The sequence below is a fragment of the Thomasclavelia sp. genome, assembly GCF_047249845.1.
Classification (GTDB): Bacteria; Bacillota_I; Bacilli_A; order Erysipelotrichales; family Coprobacillaceae; genus Thomasclavelia.
The window spans coordinates 1-22,453 of sequence record NZ_JBKTWO010000021.1 but is presented as its reverse complement, the minus strand read 5'-3'; the positions used below and the strand labels follow the sequence as shown (position 1 = coordinate 22,453).

Genomic DNA, 22,453 nt, shown 5'->3' with positions numbered 1-22,453 from the left:
TAGGAGGAAGTAATTATGGCTGAAGCAAAAACAAAAGAAAATAAAGAAGAAGCTAAAAAAGCTCAAGCTTTAGATGATGCTATTAAACAAATAGAAAAAAAATATGGAAAGGGTTCAGTGATGAAATTAGGAGATCGTAGTGCTGTTAGTGTTGATGTGATCCCAACAGGTTCTTTAACGCTTGATTTAGCACTTGGAATTGGCGGATATCCTAAAGGACGAATTATTGAAATCTATGGACCTGAATCAAGTGGAAAAACAACTTTAACACTTCATGCCATAGCTGAATGTCAAAAACAGGGTGGTAGGGCAGCTTTTATTGATGCTGAACATGCAATTGATCCTGTCTATGCTCAAAGTTTAGGAGTAAATATAGATGAATTGATTTTATCCCAACCAGATTCTGGAGAACAAGGTTTAGAAATTGCTGAAACTTTAGTTCGTTCTGGGGCAATTGATTTAGTAGTTGTTGACTCTGTAGCAGCTTTAGTCCCTCAAGTAGAATTAGATGGTGAAATGGGTGATGCTCAAATGGGTCTTCAAGCTCGTTTAATGTCTAAAGCATTAAGAAAGATAGCAGCAGAGTTAAATAAATCTGAGTGCACGATTATTTTTATTAATCAGCTAAGAGAAAAGATAGGTGTTATGTTTGGTAATCCAGAAACAACTACTGGTGGTAGAGCGTTGAAGTTTTATTCTTCAGTAAGAATCGAAATACGTCGTAGTGAGGCAATTAAACAAGGCAGTGATATCGTAGGGAATAAAACGAATATTAAGGTTGTAAAAAATAAAGTGGCACCACCATTTAAAACAACACAAGTTGATATTATCTATGGTAAAGGAATTTCCCGAGATGGTGAAGTTCTTGATTTAGCAGTAGAAAAAGATATTGTTGAAAAAAGTGGAGCCTGGTATGCATATAAGGGTGAAAAGATAGGTCAAGGACGTGAAAATGCTAAAACATTTTTAAATACCCATCCTGAAATAATGGATGAAATTACCGAGGCTATTATTAAATCTTTAGAAAATGTAGAAAAGTAAGTTAAATGAATAATAATAAAAAGATTTAAAGTTATTAAATAATTTTAAATCTTTTTAAATATTAAAAATTAAGAATCTAACAAAGGCAGTTGGTACTGTTCTAAGATTAAATTAGTTTCTAAAACAGAGTATTTATTTTTTAATGCTAAAAGAATCGTTGCGTCGAATTTTACTTTTGGATAAAGATAACCATTGTTTGATAATGATAATAGGTTATTAGTTTCTCTAATGTCTAACTGCATTGCTAAAGCTAGTTGGATAACTTTGTTACGGCTAGGAATCTTTGTACCATTAAAAATCTGATATGCATAGGTTCGATGTAAATTAGCAGTATTGATTAAAGAGCTCTTGCTTATATTTTTATGAGTCATAAGTGCCTCTAAATAGTCAACAAAATTAATTTCTGGAACTTGTTTTAAAAGTATTTCAAAAGTTAAGTGTTCATTTTTATTAATAATATCTAATAATTGCGTTGTTGAAATCATTTTTATCACCTATACTTATGATATAACGTAAAAATATATGTTGCAAGGAGAAATTGTATGAATATTTGTGAAGTTTATAATGAACTAGAGGTGATTAAAGAAAATAAGTATAAAAAAATTTCACTTGTGCGTAGCCAAATTGATCATCTTTTATATCTTAAAAGGGAAATTGGTAATCATAATAAAGAGATATACTATCAATTATCTAAAAAAGATAGCAAATATTGGCCTAAGATATATCAAATACAGGAATTTGATAATAAAATTATTGTTATTGAAGAATATATCAATGCACCAACATTAGAAGATATTTTATTAAATGAATCAATACCTAAAGAGAGAGTTATAAATATTTTTTCTCAAGTCTGCTGTGCTGTTCAGGAATTACATCAAATGAATCCACCAGTTATTCATCGAGATATTAAACCCAGTAATATTTTTTATAAAAATGGAAAAGTATACTTATTTGATTTTGATATTTCACGAAATTATCAATTGCAGAAAAATAAAGATACACAAGTTTTAGGAAGTGTAGGGTATGCAGCACCTGAACAATTTGGATTTGGACAAAGTAATAGCCAAAGTGATATTTACGCTCTTGGAGTGTTATTAAATGTATTATTAATTAATAAACTACCTAATGAATCAATATATTTAGGTGATGAGGGGAAAGTAATTAGAAAAGCAACTAACCTTGATCCAAAACAAAGATATTTATCGATTAAAGAGTTATTGAACGATCTTAACATTAAAGAAAAATCTTCTTTTAAGGAGCTAACATATAAATTACCAGGATTAGGTGGCGATTTTAAGATAAAAAATTTTTTAGCACTTATAGGATATGTGATGATATTAATATTTTGTTATAATGCATCTATTACATCTAATGGGGTTTTAGCCACTGGATTAACTGCTTTTTTATATCGAACATTTATGTATATGGTGATAATGACTATAATTTTAATTGCTTCAAATTATCTTAATGTACAAAATTATTGTTTTTTTTCAAAATCTAATTATTTAATACTTAAGATATTTGGAATTGTTTTATATCTTATTATGATTTTATTTTTAGAATTGATGTTTATAAGTCTTATAGCTGTTTTATTTAAAATTGGTTAATGTATGCTAAAAGCAGACCAATTAACTAATAAAAAAATATATAATTTTCTTGTAAAAAGGGAGGATTATATATGAAAATTTTACATAAGTTTAAAGAATTATCACTAGTGAAAAAAATACTTTGTCTTGTACTGATATTTGGGATAATTGGTATAGTGGCTAGTGGTAGTTCTAATGGTGAAACAAAGAAAAAAGAACAAAAAAAGGATGAACCTGCTAATGAAGTAACAGAAGAAAAAAAGGAATACAAAATTGGTGAAGTTGCTAAAGTAGGTGAAGTAGATTATTTAATCAATAATGTTGAGGTAACAAAGCAAATTGGTAATGAATATGTAAATACAACAGCAAAAGATACCTTTTTAATTATTGATATTTCGATTACTAATAATGAAAAAGAGTCTTTAAGTGTAGCAGATACTTTTTTTAAATTATTAAATGGTGAAAATGAATATTCAGCAGATAGTACAGGTGCTATTTATTTAAATGATAGTTCAATTATTTTTAAAAAATTAAATCCTGGGGTTACTTTACAAGGAAAAATAGTATTTGATGTACCAGAATCAGTTGCAATAGCAAATGAAACTAAGTTGCAAGTTCAAACAGGTGTTTGGGGGAGCGAAAAAGATGTGATTTCATTAACAAGATAAAAAGAATCTGTAATTAAATTAGATTATAAACTAGAATAAAAAAGACAATATTATAAATGAACCGCCCTGTCAAACTTGATAGGGCGGTTTATTTATAAATGGTGATATATTTGGACTTTTTAGATGATAAACAGTATTTAAATTTTCTAAAAACAGATTTTAAGAATATAATGATAAATTGCTTATTTTAATTCATCTTTAAGTTTTAATAATGCTGCAAACGGTGAATCTTCAATCGAAGCTTGTTGCTTTTTTTGTTGATTCATATATTTTTTAACATCACTTTTTCGAGCTAACTGGCTTTTATTTTCTCGCTCTTTTTTAAATGCATTCATGTGCTGACGGTAACCACATGTCTTACAAACAAACATCTGCTTATCGCCTTTTCCTACAAGTTCTAACTTTTTATGACAATTAGGACATCTAGCATTAGTGACTAGTGAGATTGTTTCACGATGTTTACAGTCTGGATTTGAGCATACTAACATTTTTCCTTTTTTTCCATTCACTTCAAGCATGAGTTCGCCACAATCAGGGCATTTTTTGGTAGTTAAGTTCTCATGTTTAAATTTAGCTTGGCTAGAGCTGATTTCAGTAATTATATCTTGAGTATAATCTTTTATTTCATTAATAAAATTACTAGATTTTTGCTGGTTTTTAGCAATTTTTGCTAATTCCATCTCCCATTTAGCGGTTAACTCAGGTTCTTTTAAATCTTGAGGAACTAATTGTAAAAGTTGTTTGCCTTTGCTGGTAACTCTAATATCATTTCCATGTTTTTCGATTAAAAAAGTATTAAATAATTTTTCGATAATATCTGCTCTGGTAGCAACAGTTCCTAAACCACCAGTATTTTTTAATGTAGCATTGATTTGTTTAGATGAGCTATTTGTAAATTGAACAGGGTTTTCCATTGCTGATAATAATGTTGCTTCATTGAAATAAGCAGGTGGAGTAGTTTGTCCAGTTGTTTTAATAATTTCAGTTACTGATAATGTTTCATGTTGTTTTAATAGTGGTAGCGATTGATCATCACTGTCTTCATCTTCAATCTTACCATATACTTCTTTCCATCCGATTTGTTTTTCAATCTTACCTTTGGCAGTAAAATTTTCTTTATTGATAGCTGCTTTGATAACTGTTTGTTCATAAATATATGGAGGTAAAAGAACAGCTAAAAAGCGTTTTAAGACTAACTCATAAATTTTTAGTTCTTTATCACTAAATGATCCTAACATTGCTGGCTGTTCAGTTGGAATAATTGCGTGATGATCACTTACTTTGCTGTTGTTGACAAAATGTGACTGCTTTTTAATAGGGGATGCTAAAATTTTATTAATGATATGATCATAATAACCACCTTTACTGGCTTCAAGGCGCTCTTTTAAGGTAGGCACGATATCATCTGTTAGATAACGAGAATCAGTTCGTGGATATGTTAAAACTTTATGATATTCATATAAATCTTGCATGATTGATAGTGTTTCCTTAGCTGAAAAACCATAGAGTTTATTAGCGTCTCTTTGAAGTTCTGTTAAATCATATAATTGAGGAGCATATTTGTTTTTGGTTGTTTTATTGATCTCTGTAATTTTTAAAGAATATTTTGAAATATTTGCAATTATATCATCAATTTTTTCTTCATTAAAAAGATGAGATTCATTTTTATTTGATTGCCATGACCAAGTAATGTTATTAGTTATGACTTTAATACCATAAAAAGTGCGTGGAACAAAGTTTTTGATTTCTTCTTCTCTTTTAGCAATCATTGCTAATGTTGGGGTTTGTACACGACCACATGCTAATTGTGCGTTATATTTGCATGTTAAAGCTCTAGTGGCGTTAATGCCTACTAGCCAATCAGCAATACTTCTGCTATAAGCACTATAGTATAATGCATCGTAATCGCGGGCATTTTTTAAGTTCTTAAAACCTTCTTTTATTGCTTTATCGGTTACTGAAGAAATCCATAATCTTTGCATTGGTTTTTTGATATGTGCTTTATTAATGATCCAGCGAGCTACTAATTCTCCTTCACGTCCTGCATCAGTTGCAATAACGATATTGTTTACGTCATTACGATTCATTAAATTCTTAACTGCATTATACTGTTTGGTTGTATTTTTAATTACAACAAGCTGCATTTTATTAGGAATAATAGGAAGATCATTGATATCCCACTTTTGATACTGTTTATCATATTTTTCTGGGTCAGCTAAAGTGACTAAATGTCCTAATGCCCAAGTTACAATATATTTGTTTCCTTCTAAACCACCATTAATATTTTTAGTACAGTTGAAAACACGTGCTATGTCACGTCCTACTGATGGTTTTTCTGCTAAAATTAATGTTTTTGCCATTTTATTACCTCATTTCTAATTTATTTTATCATATTATTTATTATTGTGATATTAAAATAATAAAATGATACCGCTATCTTTTTTTGATTGATAAAATCACAGATATTTTTAATTTTAATAAATTATAATCATATATTCAACAATAAAATAGATTAACAAAACCATGAACTATAAATAGTTTTCATTGTAAATAAAGAAAAAATATTATACAATACTATTGTGCCTGTCGCACAAAGTGAATTAATATATTCATAAAAATAAAATACATAGAAGAAAATGGAGGGCAAATAATGTCAGAAATTAATGCCGTTTCTATTTTAACCTATGTTCTAGCTGTAGCTTTAGGTTTTTTTATAAACTATTTGATAAATAAATTAAAAATATCTAAAGCCAACGTAAGTGCTGCAAAGATTATAGATGAGGCAACTGTTAAAGCAGATAATCTTGTTAAAGAAGCAATCTTAGATGCTAAAACAGAAGCTTATGAGTTAAAACTTCAAGCTGAAAAAGAAGCTAAACTACAAAGACAAGAAATTAATGAACTTGAAAATAAACTTTTACAAAGGGAGCAAACAATTGATCGAAGAGATATTGCAGTTCAGGGAAAAGAAGATGTTTTAGCACAAAAAGTAGTACAATTAGACGAAAGAGAAGCCGGACTAGGGAAACTAGAAGCTGAATTAAAAGAAAAAATCAATGCCAAAGTTGGCGAATTAGAAAAAATTGCTGCTATGTCAGCAAATGAAGCTAAACAAGAATTATTTAAGCAGGTTGAACAACAAATTGCTACAGAAATGACAGCATATATTAAAGATCAAGAAGAAGAAGCTAGATCTAAAGCAAGCTTGATTTCACGTGATATCATTGCTAATGCAATTAATCGTTATGCTCAAGAAGAAACAGTTGAAAGAACTGTTTCAGTAGTTGCTTTACCTAGTGAAGAAATGAAGGGAAGAATAATCGGTCGTGAAGGACGTAATATCAAAGCAATTGAACAAACTACAGGGGTAGATTTAATTATTGATGATACACCTGAAGCAATTACGATCTCATGTTTTGATCCAGTGCGTCGGGAAATTGCAAGATTGTCATTAGAAACTCTAATTCGTGATGGTCGAATTCAACCTGGTAGAATTGAGGAAGTAGTTGAAAAAACTAAAAATGAGTTAGATGAAGTAATCAGAAAAACTGGAGAAGATGCGATATTTGAATTAGGTATATCAAGAATTGATAAAGATATTATTATGATGTTAGGAAAACTTAAATATCGTACTAGTTATGGACAAAATGCTCTACAACATTCTTTAGAAGTTGCACATTTGGCAGGTATCATGGCAGCTGAATTAGGATTAAATCAGCAATTGGCACGTCGTGCCGGATTGTTACATGACTTAGGAAAAGCAATTGATCATGAAATGCAAGGAAGTCATGTTGAACTAGGAGCTAAATATGCTAAAAAGCATGGGGAGCATCCAGTTGTTGTAAATGCAATTGAATCCCATCATGGTGATGTGCCTGCAACTAGTGTAATTTCTATTTTAGTTGCTGCAGCAGATACTTTAAGTGCAGCACGACCTGGAAGTCGTAGCGAGACAATAGAAAACTATATCCAGCGTTTAGAAAAACTTGAAGAAATGGCAAAAAGTTTTGATGGTGTAGATCGTGTTTTTGCAATTCAGGCGGGACGTGAAGTACGGATTGTCGTTAAACCTGATAAAGTAGATGATTTAATGTCACATAAGATAGCTCGTGATATTAAGAATAAGATCGAAGAGGAACTTACATATCCTGGTCATATTAAAGTAACTGTAATTCGTGAAATTCGTGCCAGTGAAGTAGCAAAATAAAAAGGGGATAGGCTTAGCCTATCCTTTTATATGAAAGGGAAATAAGATGAAAATATTGTTTATTGGAGATGTTTTTGGAGAAATTGGTCGTGAAATGATAGAAGATTATTTACATCGTTTAGTTAAAGATAATCAAATTGATTTTGTCATAGCTAATGTCGAAAATACGAGTCATGGTAAAGGATTATTAAAAAAACATTACGATGAATTATCATTTCAGGGAATTCAGGCAATGACGATGGGTAACCACACTTTTGATAAAAAAGAGTTATATGATTATATCGATGAAGCTGATAAGCTGATTGTTCCTATTAATCAACCTAAAGTTTTACCAGGTGTAAAATCACGTGTATTTAATGTTCTTGATAAAAAAGTGCGAGTTACTAACGTTTTAGGTGCAGCCTTTATGGATAGTAGAAATAGTAATCCGTTTGAAATGATAGATGATTATTTAGATTTAGAGCAAGATATTCACATAGTCGATTTTCATGGTGAAACAACAAGTGAGAAAATAGCATTTGCACATTATGTCAAAGGAAGGATTAGTGGTGCAGTTTTAGGTACTCACACCCATGTTCAAACTGCTGATGAGAAAATAATTGATGATAAAGTTGCATTTATCAGTGATGTTGGAATGACGGGTCCGTATATGAGTGCTATTGGTTGTGATTTAGATGCGATTGTAAATAGATTAAAAGGTTTTAATGTTCCATTTATTGTGGCAGAAAGTAGTGGACAATTATCTGGAGTAATTTTAACTTTTGAAGATAATAAGCCAATAAAGATAGAAAGAGTATTAATTAATCAAGATCATCCATATTTTAAGGTATAATTTTTTAATGTTTTCATATAGTTGATTAGGAGGCAATAATATGGAAACAATCAAAGTATCATCATCGTCTAGTCCTAATAATGTAGCTGGGGCTATTGCAAGTATGATTAGAAATGAATCTAAATTACAGATTCAGGTTATTGGAGCGGCAGCTTTGAATCAAGCGATAAAGGCCATAGCCATTGCAAGAGGGTATATAATTCCTACAGGTAATGAAATCATTTGTATTCCTTCTTTTCATGATTTAATGGTGGATGATAAAGAAATAACAGCATTGAGATTACTACTGGAATTACGATGATTTTCTTTAATAATTATGATGATAGTAAAGAAAATTTATTGGATAATTAGAATTAAAACTAAAATTGAAAGTAAAATATAATTTAGTTCAAGAACGGGAAAACACTTCAAAAAGAAGGCACTGATTTATGCTTTTCAATTTAGTTAGATAAATTCTATGAATAATAAGGACACACAGTCCTTATTTTTTTGTGGAAAAGTTTTGGTTTTATGTATATAATAGGTAAGAAAAGTGGTGAACAAATGAAAGATTATAGTAATTATTTTAAAGGGCCTTCATTAAATGAGGCAAAAAGAAGAAGTCGTGATGAAGTAGGTCGCTATGATGATGCGTATCATGTACCAGAAGAGATGATCAATGCTGGTCTTGGTAAGAAATATTATATCCAGACATATGGATGTCAAGCAAATGAACGTGATAGCGAAACTTTATCAGGAATTTTAGAAAGTATGTCATATCAGCCAGCAGAAGATATTAAACAAGCTGATGTGATTATTTTAAATACTTGTGCAATTCGTGAAAATGCTGAAGAAAAAGTATTTGGAAAAGTTGGGTATGTTAAAAATCTAAAGAAAACTAATCCTGATTTGATATTTGCGATGTGTGGCTGCATGGCTCAAGAAGAAGTTGTGGTGAATCGTATCTTAGAAAAACATCCTCATGTTGATTTGATTTTTGGAACACACAATATTCATCGTCTACCTGAATTGTTAAAAGATGCACTTTATAACAAAGAAATGGTTGTTGAAGTATGGTCTAAGGAAGGCGATGTAATTGAAAATGCTCCAGTTAGACGTGATAACAAATATAAAGCTTGGGTGAATATCATGTATGGATGTAATAAGTTTTGTACATACTGCATTGTTCCTTATACTAGAGGAAAAGAGCGCTCACGTTTAGCAAAAGATATTATTAAAGAAGTAGAAGAACTAGTAGCTGAAGGTTATCAGGAAATAACTTTATTAGGTCAAAATGTTAATAGCTATGGTAAAGATTTAGGAGATGGTTATAATTTCTCTAATTTACTTGAAGATGTTGCTAAAACAAATATTCCTAGAATTCGCTTTACAACTAGTCATCCTTGGGATTTTAGTGAAGATATGATTAAAATCATTGCAAAATATGATAATATCATGCCAGCTATTCATTTACCAGTACAATCTGGTAATAATGAAGTATTAAAGCTAATGGGACGGCGCTATAGCAGAGAACAATATCTTGATTTATTTTATAAGATTAAAAAATATATTCCCGATTGTACGGTTACAACAGATATTATTGTAGGATTTCCAAATGAAACTCATGAACAATATTTAGACACATTATCACTGTATCAGGAATGTGAGTATGATTTAGCATATACGTTTGTTTATTCACCTCGGGCAGGAACACCAGCAGCAAAGATGGCTGATAATGTTTCAAGTGAAGAAAAAGCACAACGATTATATAAGTTAAATGAAGTTGTAAATGAGAAAGCATATCAACAAAACCAACGTTTTTTAAACGAAGTTGTAGAAGTTTTAGTTGAAGGAACATCAAAAAAAGATGATACGATGTTAACTGGATATACTAAACATCAGAAGTTAGTTAATTTTAAAGGTGACCCTAAAGATATAGGAAAAATTATTAAAGTAAAAATTACTGAAGCTAAAACATGGGCTTTAAAGGGTGAAGCAATTGAATCATAGTTTAGAGTATGCTCAAGAATTAAATGACTATTTATTAAATCTTGATGTAATTAAAGAGTATCAAAAGTATGAAAAATTAATCAATCAAGATGATAAAATTAATAAATTAGAAGTGAAGATGAAAGCTTATCAAAAAAAGATAGTGAATCAAAAAGCTAAACAGGATGAAAGGGTTATAATTACAATTACAGAATACCAACAAATTAAAGATGAATTTGAAAATCATCCTTTAGTTGTTAACTATCTTTACTTAAAGGAAGAAGTAGATGAGATTCTACAATCGATAAATAGTTACATAAATGGACAATTATTAAAATAAGGGTTGACTTAGTTGTCAATCCTAATTATAATTTATGAAATATTAAACATAGAGATGAAGAAAAGGAGAGATAGAATGGCATATTTTTTTGATGAACCATCACATACATTTAACGAATATCTTTTAGTACCAGGATATTCATCGACTGACTGTCAAGCTAAAAATGTTGATTTAAAAACACCTTTAGTTAAATTTAAAAAGGGCGAAGAACCAGCTTTATCGTTAAATATTCCTCTAGTTTCTGCAGTTATGCAGGCTGTATCTGATGATAAGATGGCAGTTGCACTTGCAAGAGAGGGTGGAGTTTCATTTATTTATGGCTCACAAACAATTGAAGATCAAGCTGCTATGATTAAGCGAGCTAAAACTTATAAAGCAGGGTTTGTACCAAGTGATTCTAATTTAAGTGTCACTGATACATTGGCTGATGTTATTGCTTTAAAGGAAAAAACAGGACATTCAACGATGGCAGTAACTGAAGATGGTAGTGCTAATGGTAAGTTATTAGGAATTGTAACTGGCAGAGATTACCGTGTTTCTAGAATGAATCTAGATACAAAAGTAACTGAATTTATGACGCCGTATGATAAATTGGTCTGTGGACATATTGGTGTTACATTAAAAGAAGCAAATGATCTTATTTGGGATAATAAGCTTAATGCTTTACCAATTATTGATGATGATCAAAAATTAGCATATTTTGTTTTTAGAAAAGATTACGAAACAAGAAAGTCTAATCCTAATGAACTATTAGATGATTCAAAACGATATGTAGTAGGTGCCGGAATAAATACACGTGATTTTGCAGAGCGTGTTCCAGCATTAGTAGAAGCTGGAGCTGATGTATTATGTATAGATTCTTCTGAAGGATTTACAGAATGGCAAAAAATTACAATAGACTGGATTAGAGAACATTATGGTGATAATGTAAAAGTTGGAGCTGGTAATGTTGTTGATGCAGAAGGGTTTAGATTTTTAGCTGATGCTGGAGCTGATTTTGTTAAAGTTGGTATCGGTGGTGGATCGATCTGTATTACTCGTGAACAAAAAGGAATTGGTCGTGGACAAGCAACAGCAACTATTGAAGTAGCAAAAGCACGTGATGAATATTTTAAAGAAACTGGTATTTATGTACCTATTTGTTCAGATGGGGGAATCGTACATGATTATCATATGACTTTAGCATTAGCTATGGGTTCTGATTTTATTATGTTAGGTAGATATTTCTCACGCTTTGATGAATCTCCTACAAATAAAGTAAGTATCAATGGTCAATATATGAAAGAATATTGGGGTGAAGGATCAGCTCGTGCTCGTAACTGGCAACGCTATGATATGGGCGGTGATTCAAAACTTTCATTTGAAGAAGGTGTTGACTCTTATGTTCCTTATGCAGGAAGTTTAAAAGACAACGTTGGTCTAACTTTAAGCAAGATCAAATCTACAATGTGTAATTGCGGAGCTTTAACTATTCCAGAATTACAGGAAAAAGCAAAAATCACATTAGTATCTGCAACAAGTATTGTTGAAGGTGGAGCACATGATGTTGTTTTAAAAGATTCAACTTCAGGAAATGGTCATAAAAATTAATTAAATCGATGAAGATGCAAAAAAAGCATCTTCTTTTTCTATGTTATTTGGTTTTTTGTACATTTTTTTAAATATTTGCATATATTAAAATAGGTGAGAACATGGCAAACAATATTCGTGAAATTATTACCCAGGCAGTTATTGCTAAAGGGAAGAAGAGAACCCTTAATAAATATCCTTTTGTTATTGAAAACTATGATAAGATTTTAGGATGTTGGATTACTAATCATCGTTATAATGCAACCTTTAAAAATGGGCAGCCAATTGTTTTAGGAACTTTTGATGTACATTTGTGGTATAACTATAATGATGATAGTAATATTTTAAAACAGACAGTCAGTTATATGAATGAGTTAGATTTGGTTAAAAAGGAAAGCCGAAACTTTGATGAAAATGATGAGTTGATGGTTGTATGTAATCGAGAACCTAAATGTATTAGTGTAAATAAGACTGATGAAAATGTCTTGATTGAGATTGAAAAAGAGATTTCTTTAAGTGTTGTTGGAAAAACGACAATGAAAGTTGAAACAAAGAATGAAAAAGAATCATGGGATGAATTAGATAATATCACAGTTGATGAAAATTTTATCAAATGAAGGCGTAAGCCTTTTTTCTTTTGTTGACAGTTGTGCTATAATGGGATAGTAATTTTTTAGAAGTGGAGTTAAGATATGAAACCTAAATATAGTCCAATGATGATGCAGTATTTATCAATAAAAGAAGAAAACCAAGATTCTATTGTAATGTTTAGATTAGGGGATTTTTATGAAATGTTTTTTGATGATGCAATTTTAGTATCAAAAGAACTAGAAATTGCATTAACTGGAAAAAATGCTGGAGCAGTAGAAAGAGTACCAATGTGTGGTGTTCCTTTTCATTCAGCGAGTGGATATATTCAAAAATTAGTTGATAATGGTCATCGAGTAGCAATCGTTGAGCAGTTGAGTGAACCAGGAAAAAAAGGAATTGTTGAACGTGGGGTAGTTCAAATCATTACACCAGGTACGATCTTTGATGAGTCACTAACAAACAATAAGAATAATTATATTGCAGCTTTAGAAGAGTTTGATTTTAATTATACTTTGGCTTTTTGTGATATTTCTACAGGTGAATTTTGTGTCATCAATATTGATAAAAATGAGAAGCTTTTATTAAATCAGCTGCAAATGATGGCTGTAAAGGAAGTTGTTTGTTTATCAGAGCATATTTTTAAATTTGATGATATTTTATCTTCACCTTTTGATAGTGATAAATACAATGATAAATATGAAAAAATTTTTAATAATATTAATGATTTAAAACAAATAAAAACAGCTTCATTATTATTGAATTATTTATTGGATACACAAAAAAGAGAATTAGAACATCTTCAAATAATTGAAGAAATTAATAATGATGATTATTTAACTATGGATCTATATACTAAAAAGGCATTAGAGTTAACTACAAATACTAAAAACAATGAAAAGTATGGTAGTTTATACTGGCTATTAGATCAAACTAAAACTGCTATGGGTTCAAGGCTATTAAAACAATGGATTGAACGGCCCTTAATAAATCAAGCCCAAATAGAAAAACGATTAGACGTTGTAGAGATTTTTACTAATCACTTTATTCAAAGAGAAAGTGTTAAAGAAATTTTAAGAGATATCTATGATCTTGAAAGACTATCATCACGAATTGCATTTGGAAATATCAATGCTCGGGATTTAAAATGGATAAGTACTTCTTTAAAGGTATTACCAGAATTAAAAGCTCAATTAATATCATTAGATGAACCTTTGGTTAATGAATTAGCTAATAAATTAATTGATTTAAGTCATATAACAGAACTTATTGATCAATCAATAGTAGATAATCCACCACTAACAGTAAAAGAGGGAGGAATTATAAAAAATGGTTTTAATGAGGAATTAGATGAACTAAGATATATTCGGGATCATGGAAAACAATGGTTAGCTAAATTTGAACAAAAAGAACGTGATAAGACAGGGATCAAAGGACTAAAAGTTGGTTATAACCGAGTTTTTGGATATTATATTGAAGTTACTAAAGCAAATTTATCTTTAGTTAAAGATGAATTTAATTATACACGTAAACAAAGTTTATCAAATGCAGAGAGATTTGTTACGCCAGAATTAAAAGAGATGGAATCAAAATTATTGAGTGCTCAAGATAAGATGGTAAAATTAGAATATGTTTTATTTACTCAAATTAGAGATTATATAAAAAAGGATGTTCATACTCTTCAAGACGTTGCTAAAGTGATTGCTCGAATTGATGTTTATCAATCATTGGCAATGATTTCAAGTGAGAATAGTTATGTACGACCAAAATTTAATCAAAGTAAGACGTTTAAGGTTATAGATGGAAGACATGGTGTAATTGAACGAGTGATGGCACAAGGAACATATGTTTCTAATGATGTGATTATTAATAATAATTATCCTGTATTATTAATTACTGGTCCAAACATGGGGGGAAAATCAACATATATGCGTCAAATTGCTTTAATTGCATTAATGGGGCAAATTGGGTGTTTTGTACCATGCAGTGAAGCCAATATACCTATTTTTGACCAGATTTTTACTCGCATTGGTGCTAGTGATGATTTGATTTCAGGACAATCTACATTTATGGTAGAAATGTTAGAGGCAAATAATGCTTTGCGTTATGCAACTGAAAATTCTTTAATTATTTTTGATGAAATTGGTCGTGGTACAGCAACATTTGATGGAATGGCAATAGCCCAGGCAATGATTGAATATATTGCAACTTCAATTAAATGTATTACTTTATTTTCAACTCATTACCATGAATTAACATTTTTAGAAGAAAAAGATTTAGGAATTAAAAATGTTCATGCTAGTGCTTCGATTAAAAATGATGATCTAGTGTTTTTATATAGAATCAAGCCAGGTCGCTCAAATAAATCATATGGAGTTAATGTTGCAAAGCTAGCAAAATTACCTGATGCAGTTTTGAATCGGGCTAATGTTTTGTTAGAGGCATTGGAAGAAAATAATATTGAACATCATTTAAGCAATGAGACTTTAAAAGCAGCTCCAGTAGTTTCGATGAGTGTCGTTGAAAAATATCTTGAGAGTATAGATCCAATGACATTATCGCCAATTGATGCTTTATCGACATTAATAGAATTAAAGAAGTTAAATGAAAGCAGGTGATAAAATTGCAAAAAATAAGACAGTTAGATGATGTTTTAGCTAATAAAATTGCAGCCGGTGAGGTAATTGAACGACCAGCTAATGTTGTAAAAGAATTAGTTGAAAACAGTATCGATGCTAATAGTAGTAAAATCGATATAATTGTTGAAGAGGGGGGATTGGATTTAATTCAAATCATTGATAATGGTGATGGGATGGTAAAAGACGATGCTCTGTTATGCTTTAGTCGCCATGCGACAAGTAAAATTAAAGATGATCAAGATTTATTTTGCATTCAGACTTTAGGGTTTCGTGGTGAAGCAATTCCTTCAATTGCTTCAATTAGTAATTTTGAATTAAAAACAAGTACTGGTGAAAAAGGAACTATTGTAAGTTATCAATATGGTAAATATATTAAGTGTGAAGATAGTGATTGTAAAAAAGGAACTAATATAAAAGTTAAGAAACTTTTTCAAAATGTCCCTGCTCGTTTAAAATATATTAAATCGACTAATGCAGAATTTGCAAATATTCAAACTTATATAGAACGCTTATCATTATCGCATCCACATATAGCATTTTCGCTAGTCCATAATCAAAGGATGATATATAAAACTAATGGAAATGGGAATTTACTAGAAGTCATTTCTAATGTTTATGGATTAAATGTTGCTAAAAGTATGATTGCAGTTGATTTTGAAGATGATGAATTTCATGTATCAGGATTCATTTCAAAGATTGATGTTAATCGTGCTAGTAAAAATCATATTGTAACAATGGTGAATTCAAGAGTGGTTAAAAATAAAATAACAGTTGATAGCATTAATAATGCATATCGCCGTTATTTAGCTGATAAACGTTTTCCAATTGCAATTGTGAATATTGAAATTGATCCCTTTTTAGTAGATGTTAATGTTCATCCCTCTAAATTAGAAGTTCGCTTTTCTAAAGAAATGAAATTAAAGGAATTAGTTTATCAAGGAATTAGCGAAGCTTTAGCTAAAATGAATTTAACTTATGAAGCAACAACATATAATAATAAGCCTAAATTCATACCCGATTTGCAACAACCTAGTTTTGATTTGAGTTTTGAAGAAGAATCAATTGATACAACTAAGAAACCGTTAGTTAAAACAACTAAAAAAACGATTTATCAGGAAATAAATTTAAATGAGATAAATGATGATATAAAGATAGTTGCTGAATCTAATGATGATTATATTATTCCAGATAAACAGATTATTGAAACAAAAGTCGAGTCTCGTGAAAAACTAATGGAGAAAAAACTATTTGTAAAAGGACAAGTCCATGGAACATATATTATTTGTGAAGATGAAACCGGAATGTATATTGTTGACCAGCATGCTGGTCAAGAAAGAATAAACTATGAATATTATCTTGAAAAATATCAAAATTTAGATCTATCTATGAGAGACTTATTAATTCCTATTACGTTAGAGTATCCATTGAGTGAATTTCTGATTATTGAAGAAAGAAAAGATTTATTAGCTAAGGTGGGAATTGAGCTAGAGGTATTTGGTAATAGTGGTTATGTGATTAAACAACTGCCGCTATGGATGCAAAATATTGATGAGCAATTATTTATTGAAGATATGATGACACAGTTATTAAATGATAATAAAATAGATGTAGTTAAATTACAAGATCATGCAATTGCAACATTAAGCTGTAAAGCTTCATTAAAAGCTAATACCCATTTATCAACTGAAGGAATGCAAAATATTATTGATAATTTGATGCGCTGTGATAATCCATATGTTTGTCCCCACGGACGTCCAACAATTATATATTATTCTACTTATGAAATTGAAAAACTGTTTAAGAGGGTCGTATAATGGAAAAAGTTATTGTGGTAGTAGGACCAACTGGTGTAGGTAAAACTAAAATGGGAGTTGCACTTGCTAAACATTTTAATGGAGAAGTAATTAGTGGTGATTCAATGCAAATATATAAGACGATGGATATTGGTACAGCAAAAGTAACTAATGAGGAAATGGACGGGATCGTTCATCATCTAATTGATATTAAAGATCCAACAGAAAATTATAGTGTTAAAGATTTTCAAGATGAAGTAAGATTAAAAATAAAAGAAATTACTAGTCGAGGTAAATTACCAATTATTGTTGGGGGAACAGGTTTATATATTAAAGCGGCGCTTTATGATTATGAATTTGGTGAAAGCCAGATAGATCATCAAGAATATGTTGAGAAGTATCATAACTATTCAAATGAAGAATTATATTCTCTTTTAATGAAAATAGATAAAAATAGTGCTAAAGAACTTCATCCTAATAATCGGCAACGAGTATTAAGAGCAATAGCAATTTATGAAAGTACAGGTATAAGAAAAAGCGAGACACTTGCTAGACAGAATCATGAATTAGTTTATGATGCTAGATTTATTGGATTGACTCTAGAACGTGAGGTTTTGTATGAACGAATTAATCAGCGTGTTGATTTAATGATGAAGCAAGGATTGCTTCAAGAAATAGATGATTTAATGAAGAAAAAATATTCAAATAATCTTCAAAGTATGAAAGCTATTGGCTATAAAGAGTGGTTTAATTATTATAAAGGAATTCAAACACTAGATGAAACATTAGAATTAATCAAAAAAAATTCTCGGAACTATGCTAAAAGACAATACACCTGGTTTAATAACCAAACTCCAGTTAAATGGTTTGAGGTCAATCTTGAAGATTTTAATCAAACAATTAAAGCAGTTATTAGTGATTTAGAAAGATAATTATGTCTATTTATTACTTATGCAACTGTTAGTTGACAGATTGATTAGTCATAGTTTATTGTGATTTATACTAAAAAAACTATAATCAAGGTTGTCAGGAGGAAAAATAAATGAGGTTTGGTGAGAATTTAAATAGTTATCGAAAACAGAAAGGATTATCACAAGAGGAATTAGCATATCAGTTAGGGGTATCAAGACAATCAGTAAGTAAATGGGAGTCTGGTCAATCAATTCCTGAATTAGAAAGGTTAATTGAGATTGCAAATTTGTTCAATATTTCTCTTGATACGCTAGTTGGCCGTGATGATACAACTAATAATTATGTGATGGTAGATCGTGATGATTTAAAGTATGTAGTAAGACATGTTTTTACATACGAGTATAAAAGTAAATTAGCTATTGGCAATTTTCCGTTGATTCATATCAATTTTGGACGTGGTTTTAGGGTAGCAAAAGGAATTATTGCAATTGGAAATATTTCCATTGGTTTGTTTAGTTTGGGGTGTTTTTCTTTAGGAATTGTTAGTTTTGGAGGAGTAGCTTTAGGACTTTTGGCTTTGGCAGGAATGGCCTTAGGGGGTATTTGTTTTGGGGGATTAAGTGTCGGATACTTAGCTGTTGGAGGACTAGCTATTGGGGTATATGCAGCTGGTGGTCTGGCGATTGCAGCAAAGCTTGCGATTGGTGGCGTGGCTCATGGTTATGTAGCAATTGGTGCTTCAGTAAAGGGAGCTAATACACTAATTTCTGCCAATGCAACAACGAATATGATTAGTACTTTTATACAAGGTCAAAGTAGTTTAAATAAAGGTATTGTTGAATTTTTATTATTGTTTCTATAGTTTATGTAAAAGAGCAGCCAATTTTGACTGCTCTTTTTATTCGTCATAAATATTAACGATGTCTCCGTCTAAAATACGATTCATATTTTTAACGGCACAAAAATTGCCACACATACTACAAGTATCTTCTTTTTCTGGTTTTGCCTCGTTTCGATATTTACGAGCTTTTTGAGGATCGATTGCTAAATCAAACATTTTTTCCCAATCTAAATTTTTACGTGCTGTACTCATTTGGTCATCCCATTTTTTTGCTCCTTTGATACCTTTTGCTAGATCAGCTACATGGGCAGCAATTTTTGAAGCAATAATACCTTCTTTTACATCATTTAAGTCTGGTAAACGAAGATGTTCAGCGGGAGTTACATAACATAGAAAAGCTGCTCCACTAGCGGCTGCCAGCGCTCCCCCGATTGCTGCAGTAATATGGTCATAACCTGGAGCAATATCTGTAACCAGTGGACCTAGAACATAAAAAGGAGCTCCTTGGCAAATAGTCTGTTGAATTTTCATATTTGATTCAATCTGATCTAAAGGCATATGTCCAGGACCTTCAATGATTACTTGCACATCTTTTTGCCAAGCGCGTTTGGTAAGTTCGCCAAGAGTTAGCAAGTCTTCAATTTGACTAATATCACTAGCATCCTTTATACATCCAGGGCGACATGCATCACCTAAACTCATTGTTACATCATATTTTTGGCAGATATCTAAGATTTCATCATAATGTTCATAAAATGGGTTTTCTTTTCCTGTCATTTCCATCCAGGCAAAGATAATAGATCCACCACGAGATACAATATTGGTTAAACGTTTATTGTTTTTAAATCGTTGGGCAGTATTTTTATTAATACCGACATGAATAGTCATAAAGTCTACGCCATCTTGAGCATGCATTTTTACAATATCTATCCATTCTTTTGATGTGATTTCTTTTAATGGTTTATGGTAATAGACAACAGCATCATAAATTGGTACCGTACCAATGATTGCAGGACATTCATGAGTTAATTTACGCCGGAATTTTTGGGTATCTCCATATGAACTTAAATCCATTATTGATTCAACTCCCATATTGATTGCATCACTTACCTTTTTAAGTTCCATATCCAAATCTTTACAGTCTCTTGAAGTTCCTAAATTTACATTGATCTTAGTTTTAAGCATTGAACCAATTCCATTAACGTCAATACAAGTATGTATTTTGTTGGCTGGAATAACTATTTTACCCAATGCAACTAATTCTCTTAATTTTTTAATGTCTATCTGCTCTTTATTAGCGACAATTTTCATCTCTGGGGTGATGATTCCCTGCTTAGCAGCGTTCATTTGTGTTGTGTAATTCATTTTATAGCCTCCATTTTTTAATATATAGAAAAAGGTTTGAACCAATATAGGTTCAAACCCAAAATAGCGGCTAGATTCCTACGTTGGCATTACCCAAATCAGGTTTATAGGTCGAAGTTAGATTACTTCCTCTCAGATCGCTTACGAACTCCCTATCTATAATAAATAAGTCTACATTTACTAATAATAAATGTCAAATTTTATCATTTATTATTTTTATTTAGTTTTTTAATATCACTAGTTCTACCATGTTTTAAAATACGGCGATAATTTTCTGCTAAAGCTCTTTCATAATTGCTAGTCATCCATGGTACATAAAATTGAGTATTTCCAAGTTCTTTTGGGAGATATTGAATATATTCCCATAATTCAGGACGGTTATAATCATATTTTTCATCATCCTCTAAACCAATAGGAGTAAAACGTAAGTATGGAGGAGTTTTTAAAGAACGTTCATTCAAGGAAGTGATTGCAGCATCAACAGCATTTTCACTAGACTTGGATTTTGGTGATAAGCATAAATCGATAATGGCACTCGCAATTGGAATACGTGCTTCGGGGAAACCAATTGTTTTAGCTGCCTGCAAAGCTATTACTGTGCGCATACAAGCATTGGGGTTAGCTAAACCGATATCCTCATAAGCGGTAGTTATTAAACGGCGTTCTAAAGATTCTATATCTTTTGCTTCGATTAGTTTGGCAAAATAATACATGGCCCCATTTGGATCACTACCACGAATTGATTTTTGTAATCCGCTTAAGGTATCGTAGTAATTATCTTCATCTTTATCATAGACAACATTGGTTTTAATGGCAGCAATTTTTAAATCGGTTTTGGTAATATGATTATTTTCACAAACAATTGTACATATTTCTAAACAGTTATAACCATAACGAATATCGCCACTACATAATTTGGCAATACTATTTAATGCATTTTCTTCAATTGTATATTCGTTATTTAAACCATCTGGTGAAATCATTGCTTTGCTTAAACCTGCTACTATTTCATTAACTGTTAATGGTTTAACTTCAAGTATATGACAGCGTGAACGAATTGCAGGATTAATTGAATGGAAAGGATTTGCTGTGGTACAACCAGCAACTATTAATAGACCGCTTTCCATATGGGAAAGAAGATCATCTTGACGTGCTTTATTGAGACGATGAACTTCGTCAATGATTACAAAAAGACCATCACTTAATTTAGCTTCTTCAATAATTGCATCCATTTCTTTTTTATTACCAGTTGAAGCGTTGAAGATACGATATGGGATATCAAGATCGTTTGCAAGAGCCATTGCAATTGTAGTTTTACCGCAACCAGGACTACCATATAAAATAATTGAAAATGGATGTTTTTTTTGAACGAATTTAGTTAAAATAGCATTTGGTCCTACTAAATGTTGTTGTCCGATTATATCTTTTAAATTTTTAGGTCTCATTCTATTTGCAAGAGTTGATGACATATTATCTTCCTTTCGTTTTTAAAATCAGTTATAATAATTATAACATTTTTAGATATTGAAAGATAGGTGGATCAAGATGAGATTAGTTATACAGAAAGTTAGTCAAAGTAGTGTTAAGATTGAAGGTGAAATTGTAGGAGCCATTGATAAAGGATATATGGTTTTGGTTGGGATTACTAATGGGGATGATGAAGACTTAGTTGAAAAGATGGTAGATAAATTAGTGAATTTAAGAATTTTTGAAGATGAAAATGATAAACTAAATTTATCTTTATTAGATGTAAAAGGAAGTGTTTTATCAATTTCGCAATTTACATTATATGCTAATTGTAAAAAAGGGCGAAGACCAAGTTTTATTGATGCTGCTAAACCAGATATTTCTAGTCCGTTGTATGATTATTTTAATAAAAAAATAGAAGAAAAAGGAATTAAAGTGGAACGTGGTGTATTTGGTGCAATGATGGAAGTCTCATTAATTAATGATGGACCGGTAACAATTATTCTAGATAGCAATGAGATATTTTAATGATGAATTTAGGTTCATCTTTTTTTATATCAGCTTAATCTTATTTTTTACAAAAAAAGATAAAAAAAGTATTTACAAAGGGAGGCTGATATGGTAAATTAAATAGGCA

General features: G+C 30.7%; 19 protein-coding genes and 1 riboswitch. Of the genes, 15 read left to right on the top strand and 4 right to left on the bottom strand.

Going from position 1 to position 22,453, the window contains the following annotated elements; genetic code table 11:
• Positions 1-15: 15 nt before the first annotated feature.
• Positions 16-1,041 carry a recombinase RecA gene (gene recA / locus ACLR9T_RS07195; RefSeq protein WP_413108862.1) on the top strand — a complete coding sequence of 342 codons (1,026 nt, stop codon included), beginning with the start codon at positions 16-18 and terminating at the stop codon, positions 1,039-1,041.
• Positions 1,042-1,109: 68 nt separating this feature from the next.
• Here the strand turns inward: recA and ACLR9T_RS07190 are convergent, their stop codons facing one another.
• Complete coding sequence (locus ACLR9T_RS07190) at positions 1,110-1,526, bottom strand: hypothetical protein (RefSeq protein WP_413108861.1); 417 nt, start codon at positions 1,524-1,526, stop codon at positions 1,110-1,112.
• 57 nt (positions 1,527-1,583) lie between these two features.
• Between ACLR9T_RS07190 and ACLR9T_RS07185 the strand changes: the two genes are divergently transcribed.
• Positions 1,584-2,648, top strand: a complete 1,065-nt coding sequence (locus tag ACLR9T_RS07185; RefSeq protein WP_413108860.1) for a protein kinase domain-containing protein — start codon at positions 1,584-1,586, stop codon at positions 2,646-2,648.
• Between the two features lie 71 nt (positions 2,649-2,719).
• Positions 2,720-3,295: a DUF4352 domain-containing protein gene (locus ACLR9T_RS07180; protein WP_413108859.1), complete on the top strand. Its 576-nt coding sequence runs from the start codon at positions 2,720-2,722 to the stop codon at positions 3,293-3,295.
• 182 nt (positions 3,296-3,477) lie between these two features.
• Here ACLR9T_RS07180 and ACLR9T_RS07175 read toward each other — a convergent pair whose 3' ends face one another.
• Positions 3,478-5,655, bottom strand: a complete 2,178-nt coding sequence (locus tag ACLR9T_RS07175) for a DNA topoisomerase III (protein ID WP_413108858.1) — start codon at positions 5,653-5,655, stop codon at positions 3,478-3,480.
• Positions 5,656-5,945: 290 nt separating this feature from the next.
• Between ACLR9T_RS07175 and rny the strand changes: the two genes are divergently transcribed.
• The 11 genes from rny (at position 5,946) to ACLR9T_RS07120 (ending at position 19,005) form a co-directional block, all read left to right on the top strand.
• Positions 5,946-7,502 (top strand): ribonuclease Y, encoded by a 1,557-nt coding sequence (rny, locus tag ACLR9T_RS07170; RefSeq protein WP_413108857.1) that lies wholly within the window; start codon positions 5,946-5,948, stop codon positions 7,500-7,502.
• A gap of 46 nt (positions 7,503-7,548) precedes the next feature.
• Positions 7,549-8,334 (top strand): TIGR00282 family metallophosphoesterase, encoded by a 786-nt coding sequence (locus ACLR9T_RS07165; protein WP_413108856.1) that lies wholly within the window; start codon positions 7,549-7,551, stop codon positions 8,332-8,334.
• Positions 8,335-8,374: 40 nt separating this feature from the next.
• Positions 8,375-8,635, top strand: coding sequence for a stage V sporulation protein S (locus ACLR9T_RS07160; RefSeq protein ID WP_092354307.1), 261 nt, complete (start codon positions 8,375-8,377; stop codon positions 8,633-8,635).
• A gap of 242 nt (positions 8,636-8,877) precedes the next feature.
• Positions 8,878-10,323, top strand: coding sequence for a tRNA (N6-isopentenyl adenosine(37)-C2)-methylthiotransferase MiaB (miaB, locus tag ACLR9T_RS07155; RefSeq protein WP_413108855.1), 1,446 nt, complete (start codon positions 8,878-8,880; stop codon positions 10,321-10,323).
• A complete protein-coding gene (locus tag ACLR9T_RS07150) occupies positions 10,304-10,642 on the top strand; it encodes a YlbF family regulator (protein ID WP_413108854.1) in 339 nt (112 codons plus the stop codon). Before miaB ends, ACLR9T_RS07150 begins: the two co-directional genes overlap by 20 nt.
• A gap of 75 nt (positions 10,643-10,717) precedes the next feature.
• Entirely contained in the window at positions 10,718-12,232 is a 1,515-nt protein-coding gene (locus ACLR9T_RS07145; protein WP_413108853.1) for an IMP dehydrogenase, read from the top strand.
• Positions 12,233-12,333: 101 nt separating this feature from the next.
• Positions 12,334-12,828, top strand: a complete 495-nt coding sequence (gene cotE, locus ACLR9T_RS07140) for an outer spore coat protein CotE (protein ID WP_413108852.1) — start codon at positions 12,334-12,336, stop codon at positions 12,826-12,828.
• Positions 12,829-12,903: 75 nt separating this feature from the next.
• Positions 12,904-15,417 carry a DNA mismatch repair protein MutS gene (mutS, locus tag ACLR9T_RS07135; RefSeq protein ID WP_413108851.1) on the top strand — a complete coding sequence of 838 codons (2,514 nt, stop codon included), beginning with the start codon at positions 12,904-12,906 and terminating at the stop codon, positions 15,415-15,417.
• Positions 15,418-15,422: 5 nt separating this feature from the next.
• Positions 15,423-17,252, top strand: a complete 1,830-nt coding sequence (mutL, locus tag ACLR9T_RS07130; protein WP_413108850.1) for a DNA mismatch repair endonuclease MutL — start codon at positions 15,423-15,425, stop codon at positions 17,250-17,252.
• A complete protein-coding gene (gene miaA / locus ACLR9T_RS07125; protein ID WP_413108849.1) occupies positions 17,252-18,163 on the top strand; it encodes a tRNA (adenosine(37)-N6)-dimethylallyltransferase MiaA in 912 nt (303 codons plus the stop codon). The genes mutL and miaA overlap by 1 nt, the downstream gene beginning before the upstream one ends.
• Before the next feature lie 110 nt (positions 18,164-18,273).
• The gene (locus tag ACLR9T_RS07120) at positions 18,274-19,005 is read left to right on the top strand and encodes a helix-turn-helix domain-containing protein (protein WP_413108848.1); all 732 of its coding nucleotides are present in this window, start codon (positions 18,274-18,276) and stop codon (positions 19,003-19,005) included.
• Positions 19,006-19,041: 36 nt separating this feature from the next.
• Here the strand turns inward: ACLR9T_RS07120 and thiC are convergent, their stop codons facing one another.
• Both thiC and ACLR9T_RS07110 read right to left on the bottom strand, forming a co-directional pair.
• Complete coding sequence (gene thiC, locus ACLR9T_RS07115; RefSeq protein WP_413108847.1) at positions 19,042-20,349, bottom strand: phosphomethylpyrimidine synthase ThiC; 1,308 nt, start codon at positions 20,347-20,349, stop codon at positions 19,042-19,044.
• Between the two features lie 58 nt (positions 20,350-20,407).
• Positions 20,408-20,514: riboswitch (TPP riboswitch) on the bottom strand.
• Between the two features lie 38 nt (positions 20,515-20,552).
• Positions 20,553-21,818, bottom strand: coding sequence for a replication-associated recombination protein A (locus ACLR9T_RS07110; RefSeq protein WP_413108846.1), 1,266 nt, complete (start codon positions 21,816-21,818; stop codon positions 20,553-20,555).
• A gap of 76 nt (positions 21,819-21,894) precedes the next feature.
• Here ACLR9T_RS07110 and dtd point away from each other — a divergent pair, with 76 nt between their 5' ends.
• Positions 21,895-22,344, top strand: coding sequence for a D-aminoacyl-tRNA deacylase (gene dtd, locus ACLR9T_RS07105; protein WP_413108845.1), 450 nt, complete (start codon positions 21,895-21,897; stop codon positions 22,342-22,344).
• Positions 22,345-22,453: the final 109 nt, after the last annotated feature.

Excerpts from the sequence above, each read along its gene's own strand:
- recA (WP_413108862.1), top strand. The coding sequence starts at position 16 with ATGGCTGAAGCAAAAACAAAAGAAAATAAAGAAGAAGCTAAAAAAGCT.
- ACLR9T_RS07190 (WP_413108861.1), bottom strand. The coding sequence starts at position 1,526 with ATGATTTCAACAACGCAATTATTAGATATTATTAATAAAAATGAACAC.
- ACLR9T_RS07185 (WP_413108860.1), top strand. The coding sequence starts at position 1,584 with ATGAATATTTGTGAAGTTTATAATGAACTAGAGGTGATTAAAGAAAAT.
- ACLR9T_RS07180 (WP_413108859.1), top strand. The coding sequence starts at position 2,720 with ATGAAAATTTTACATAAGTTTAAAGAATTATCACTAGTGAAAAAAATA.
- ACLR9T_RS07175 (WP_413108858.1), bottom strand. The coding sequence starts at position 5,655 with ATGGCAAAAACATTAATTTTAGCAGAAAAACCATCAGTAGGACGTGAC.
- rny (WP_413108857.1), top strand. The coding sequence starts at position 5,946 with ATGTCAGAAATTAATGCCGTTTCTATTTTAACCTATGTTCTAGCTGTA.
- ACLR9T_RS07165 (WP_413108856.1), top strand. The coding sequence starts at position 7,549 with ATGAAAATATTGTTTATTGGAGATGTTTTTGGAGAAATTGGTCGTGAA.
- ACLR9T_RS07160 (WP_092354307.1), top strand. The coding sequence starts at position 8,375 with ATGGAAACAATCAAAGTATCATCATCGTCTAGTCCTAATAATGTAGCT.
- miaB (WP_413108855.1), top strand. The coding sequence starts at position 8,878 with ATGAAAGATTATAGTAATTATTTTAAAGGGCCTTCATTAAATGAGGCA.
- ACLR9T_RS07145 (WP_413108853.1), top strand. The coding sequence starts at position 10,718 with ATGGCATATTTTTTTGATGAACCATCACATACATTTAACGAATATCTT.
- cotE (WP_413108852.1), top strand. The coding sequence starts at position 12,334 with ATGGCAAACAATATTCGTGAAATTATTACCCAGGCAGTTATTGCTAAA.
- mutS (WP_413108851.1), top strand. The coding sequence starts at position 12,904 with ATGAAACCTAAATATAGTCCAATGATGATGCAGTATTTATCAATAAAA.
- miaA (WP_413108849.1), top strand. The coding sequence starts at position 17,252 with ATGGAAAAAGTTATTGTGGTAGTAGGACCAACTGGTGTAGGTAAAACT.
- ACLR9T_RS07120 (WP_413108848.1), top strand. The coding sequence starts at position 18,274 with ATGAGGTTTGGTGAGAATTTAAATAGTTATCGAAAACAGAAAGGATTA.
- thiC (WP_413108847.1), bottom strand. The coding sequence starts at position 20,349 with ATGAATTACACAACACAAATGAACGCTGCTAAGCAGGGAATCATCACC.
- ACLR9T_RS07110 (WP_413108846.1), bottom strand. The coding sequence starts at position 21,818 with ATGTCATCAACTCTTGCAAATAGAATGAGACCTAAAAATTTAAAAGAT.
- dtd (WP_413108845.1), top strand. The coding sequence starts at position 21,895 with ATGAGATTAGTTATACAGAAAGTTAGTCAAAGTAGTGTTAAGATTGAA.